Raw genomic sequence first — 3,522 nt, forward strand, 5'->3', positions numbered from 1 at the left:
CGAGTCAAAATACAACACAGTCTCGTTCGAGGCATTAGTAAATGCGAAGAAACCAGCAGTTGTAGAATTGCCCAGGGTTTTAGCTTGTGCAGTTTCCAAAGAGGCATAACTGCCGCCTGTGAAAATCACTAACTCTTTACCAGTAATGTCAGGATTTGAACCCGTCACAGCGTCAAAGTTAGTCGTCGTCAAATTACCGAAAGCACCGCTGACAAACTGGAATTTGTCTACCCCAACAGTAAAGTCGGTAATTGTATCGCCGCCTTCGCCTGCTGCTTTGTAAACAAACAGATCCGCACCAGAACCGCCAGTCAGAACATCTGCACCAGAACCGCCGCTGAAGATGTCAGCAAACTGAGTACCAGTGACGCTGTTAGCCTTCGCATCTCCGGTAAACAAGACAGGAGTAGTGAAGTTGTAACCGCCAACACCAGAACCGAAATTGTTAAAGTCGCTTGGGAAAGTATTCCCAGCAGCAGTTAAATCAGCAACGCTGCCTGAGTTGGTAGTAGTACCAGTAGGAGAAGAGGCGATCGTACCTGTAAATACAAAGTCCGCCGTTCCCAGATTGCTAGCAGCCGTACCCAGATTCGCAATCAAGGTAGAACCACCCGCTGCGGTACCGTTCGAGTCAAAATACAACACAGTCTCGTTCGAGGCATTAGTAAATGCGAAGAAACCAGCAGTTGTAGAATTGCCCAGGGCTTTAGCTTGTGCAGTTTCCAAAGAGGCATAACTGCCGCCTGTGAAAATCACTAACTCTTTACCAGTAATGTCAGGATTTGAACCCGTCACAGCGTCAAAGTTAGTCGTCGTCAAATTGCCGAAAGCACCGCTGACAAACTGGAATTTGTCTACCCCAACAGTAAAGTCGGTAATTGTATCGCCGCCTTCGCCTGCTGCTTTGTAAACAAACAGATCCGCACCAGAACCGCCAGCCAGAACATCTGCACCAGAACCGCCGCTGAAGATGTCAGCAAACTGAGTACCAGTGACGCTGTTAGCCTTCGCATCTCCGGTAAATAACACAGGAGTAGTGAAGTTGTAACCGCCAACACCAGAACCGAAATTGTTAAAGTCGCTTGGGAAAGTATTCCCAGCAGCAGTTAAATCAGCAACGCTGCCTGAGTTGGTAGTAGTACCAGTAGGAGAAGAGGCGATCGTACCTGTAAATACAAAGTCCGCCGTTCCCAGATTGCTAGCAGCCGTACCCAGATTCGCAATCAAGGTAGAACCACCCGCTGCGGTACCGTTCGAGTCAAAATACAACACAGTCTCGTTCGAGGCATTAGTAAATGCGAAGAAACCAGCAGTTGTAGAATTCCCCAGGGCTTTAGCTTGTGCAGCTTCCAAAGAGGCATAACTTCCGCCTGTGAAAATCACTAACTCTTTGCCAGTAATGTCAGGATTTGAACCCGTCACAGCGTCAAAGTTAGTCGTCGTCAAATTGCCGAAAGCGCTCGCGCTAAACTCGAATTTGTCTACCCCAACTGTAAAGTCGGAAATTTTATCGCCGCCTTCTTTAGTTGTCCTGTAAACAAACAGATCCGAACCACTGCCACCGCTTATGACATCCAAACCGAGGCTGCCAGTGATGGTATCGTTGCCGTCGCCGCCCTTGAGGCTATCGTTATAATTGCTGCCGACAATCTTGTCATCGCCTGCTAAACCATCGTAATTAACTGGGGCCGGAGAAGTGGTGAAATCCACATTGTCAGCACCAGCAGTACCGACAGGAATATTTAGTGGCGGGCCCGTGAAGACAAAGTTACTGACTTGCAGGCGAATGCTCGCCGAGAAACTGGTCACAATTTCAAAGCGCGCCCCAACAGCAAATACCAGCACAGAACGGCCGGTAGTGGCATCTATAAACTGACAGAAAATAGGCGCGTCTGTGTTGCCGCCCAACTGTGCAAACCGCGCTTGCAAAGTCGCGATGCTGTTAACAGTGATATCCGTGGTGAAGTCGAGGAAATTAGCGCTGCCGATCGACCCAGGAGTAGAAGTAGCAGTAATGTTCAGTAGAGTCAAGCTAGAAACGCTGAGATTACCAAAAGCTGCCCTAGAAAGCTCTAAAACATCCTCAGTGACATTAAAGTCAGTAATAAAGTCAGCTTCTGCAACTGTTTTAACCTCTTGGCGGGAAGTGAGGTAAACAAAGTAATCCTTTCCAGCACCCCCACTTAGAGTATTGGTTCCTAGGCCGCCTTCGATCGTGTCATCGCCCTCATTTCCTGTTAATACGTCATTCCCAGCACCGCCTATTACTGAGTCATCGCCGATGCCAGCTTCGATATTGTCATCGTCATCGCCGCCGTCGATATCGTCATCGCCATCGCCACCTTTAACTGTGTCCTTACCTTTGCCGGCTTTTAATACGTCATTGCCGGCGCCAGCTTCGATATCGTCATCGTCATCACCGCTGTCGATATCGTCATTGCCAGCGCCGGCTTTAACTGTGTCCTTGCCGCCGCCGCCGATGATTGTGTCGTTGGCCTGACCGCCTGTAATGCTATCGCCAGCATCGCCGCCTTCGATGTCGTTATCCAGCGTCGCAGAACCGACAATAACTTTAGCTTCTGTATTGCCAGCAAACTTAAAGACATTTGTCTCGACAGTGAAGCCAAAACGCTGGCTGGGGAACTCATTTCTGCCGTTGCTAACTTTAAAACCAAAACCAGCCTGACCCTTATAACCTGGTGTAGCTTTGAAACTTACCAAGCCTGCGTTAATGTCTGCTTGAGTGAAGGTCGAACCGGGTTGTACGGCGACTCCCTTAAAGAATAGTTGGCCGGTTGTAGGATCGGGCAGCTCGGTTACCGTGTAGACTATGCCGCCAGGACCTTGCTGGTCATCGACAAACTCCAACAACTCACGAGTAATTTTTTGCTCGCCGCCGCTGGAACCAGCAACGCCGTTCTTATTAGCTTCCCGTCGCGGAGGGTTAAAAATCGCAGTGGGAGTTTGAGTTGGAGTTTGAGTTGGAGTTTGAGTTGGAGTTTGAGTTTGAGGATCAACTCCTAAAAAGTCGCCAGCATCGATCTGCGTTGCCTTGACATTCAACAATCGCGCCAGCGCGACGTTATTGGCCCGAATTTCGGTATCGTCACCGGCTTGTACAAACGTCAAGTCGGTAAATTTCAAGTCGCCACGCAGCTGAAACTTGTCCTTGCCATCTTCGTAGTCAGTGATGACTGCACGGCCGTCGCCGGGAGTGGTAGGTTTACTCACGACATAAACGTCATCTCCACCACCGCCTACACAGGTATGGTTGCCAGTACCGCCCATCAGCGTATCGTTGCCGTTGCCGCCCATCAGCGTATCGTCGCCGTTGCCGCCGCCGCTAACGCTGTCGTCGCCGTCGCCGCCGTCTGCCTTGTCATTGCCGTCGCCAGTAACGAGGGTATCCTTGCCCGCACCGCCCATCACGCTGTCGTCGCCGGCACCGCCCATCACGCTGTCGTCGCCGTCGTCGCCTCCACACTGGTCGTTGCCGTCACCGCCCATCACGGTATCATCGGC

The 3,522-nt window shown here is 50.7% G+C and carries 1 protein-coding gene; it reads right to left on the reverse strand.

The window, feature by feature from the left end; genetic code table 11:
- Positions 1–3,522: cadherin-like domain-containing protein (locus tag QUA62_RS27160; RefSeq protein ID WP_333407960.1), on the reverse strand; the 3,522-nt coding region annotated here is incomplete at both ends.

The sequence above is a fragment of the Microcoleus sp. MON1_C1 genome, from assembly GCF_036701945.1.
Lineage (GTDB): Bacteria > Cyanobacteriota > Cyanobacteriia > Cyanobacteriales > Microcoleaceae > Microcoleus.